Source organism: Pseudomonas sp. NPDC087814, from assembly GCF_044742865.1.
Classification (GTDB): Bacteria; Pseudomonadota; Gammaproteobacteria; order Pseudomonadales; family Pseudomonadaceae; genus Aquipseudomonas.
In genome coordinates this window covers 1-1416 of sequence record NZ_JBIUVK010000111.1, presented here as the reverse complement: position 1 = coordinate 1416, position 1416 = coordinate 1, and the positions used below count along the sequence as shown (strand labels likewise).

General features: G+C 55.5%; 1 pseudogene. It reads right to left on the bottom strand.

The features are described 5' to 3' along the window. Nucleotides 1-1398: pseudogene (locus tag ACIOMR_RS30910) on the bottom strand (DNA-directed RNA polymerase subunit beta'); the annotation flags it as partial. Nucleotides 1399-1416: the final 18 nt, after the last annotated feature.

Here is a 1416-nt window from a genome sequence, read left to right as displayed (position 1 = left end):
GCTGTCGGCTGCGGATGTCCGGCTTGCCGCACCACAGATTTGTAAAGTACGCATGGTAAGCTGTGTACCCGGCTCACCGATGGACTGGGCAGCGATAACGCCGACCGCTTCACCGATGTTCACCTGGTGACCACGAGCCAAGTCACGGCCGTAGCACTTGGCGCAAATGCCATAGCGGGTTTCGCAGCTGATCGGCGAGCGAACAATCACTTCGTCGATGCTGTTGAGTTCGATGAACTCGACCCACTTCTCGTCTACCAGGGTGCCGGCAGGAACGATGACTTCCTCGGTACCTGGCTTGAATACGTCACGGGCGATTACTCGACCCAATACGCGCTCACCCAACGGCTCTACAACGTCGCCGCCTTCGATGTGCGGAGTCATCAGCAGACCGTGTTCGGTGCCGCAGTCAACTTCAGTCACAACCAAGTCTTGCGCAACGTCTACCAGACGACGAGTCAGGTAACCGGAGTTAGCGGTTTTCAACGCGGTATCCGCCAGACCTTTACGAGCACCGTGAGTCGAGATGAAGTACTGAAGTACGCTCAAACCTTCACGGAAGTTCGCAGTAATCGGCGTTTCGATGATGGAACCGTCCGGCTTGGCCATCAGGCCACGCATACCGGCGAGCTGACGGATCTGCGCAGCAGAACCCCGTGCGCCCGAGTCGGCCATCATGTACATCGAGTTGAACGACTCTTGATCGACTTCCACGCCATGACGGTCGATAACACGCTCTTTCGAGAGGTTCGACATCATCGCCTTCGACACTTCGTCGTTGGCCTTGGACCAAAGGTCGATCACTTTGTTGTACTTCTCGCCCTGGGTTACCAGGCCGGAGGCGTACTGGCTTTCGATCTCTTTCACTTCATCGGTGGCAGCACCGATGATGGCGGCTTTCTCGTCCGGGATAACGAAGTCGTTAACACCGATGGAAACGCCGGAAATGGTCGAATAAGCAAAACCGGTGTACATCAACTGGTCAGCGAAGATAACGGTCTCTTTCAAACCAACCACGCGGTAGCACTGGTTGATCAGCTTGGAGATCGCCTTTTTCTTCATTGGCTGGTTGACCACGTCGTACGACAGGCCAGGCGGAACAACCTGGAACAACAGCGCACGGCCGACAGTGGTGTCGACGATACGGGTGTTCTTGACGCTGCCACCGTCACGATCGTTGATGGTTTCGTGGATGCGGACTTTAACCTTGGCGTGCAGTGCGGCTTCGCCGGCACGGAACACACGGTCAACTTCCTGCAGATCCGCGAACACACGACCTTCGCCCTTGGCGTTGATCGCTTCACGAGTCATGTAGTACAGACCCAATACAACGTCCTGCGACGGTACGTTGATTGGATCTCATTTGGCTGGGGACATAATGTTGTTTGTGGTCATGATCTAGTATGGCGTTTCATT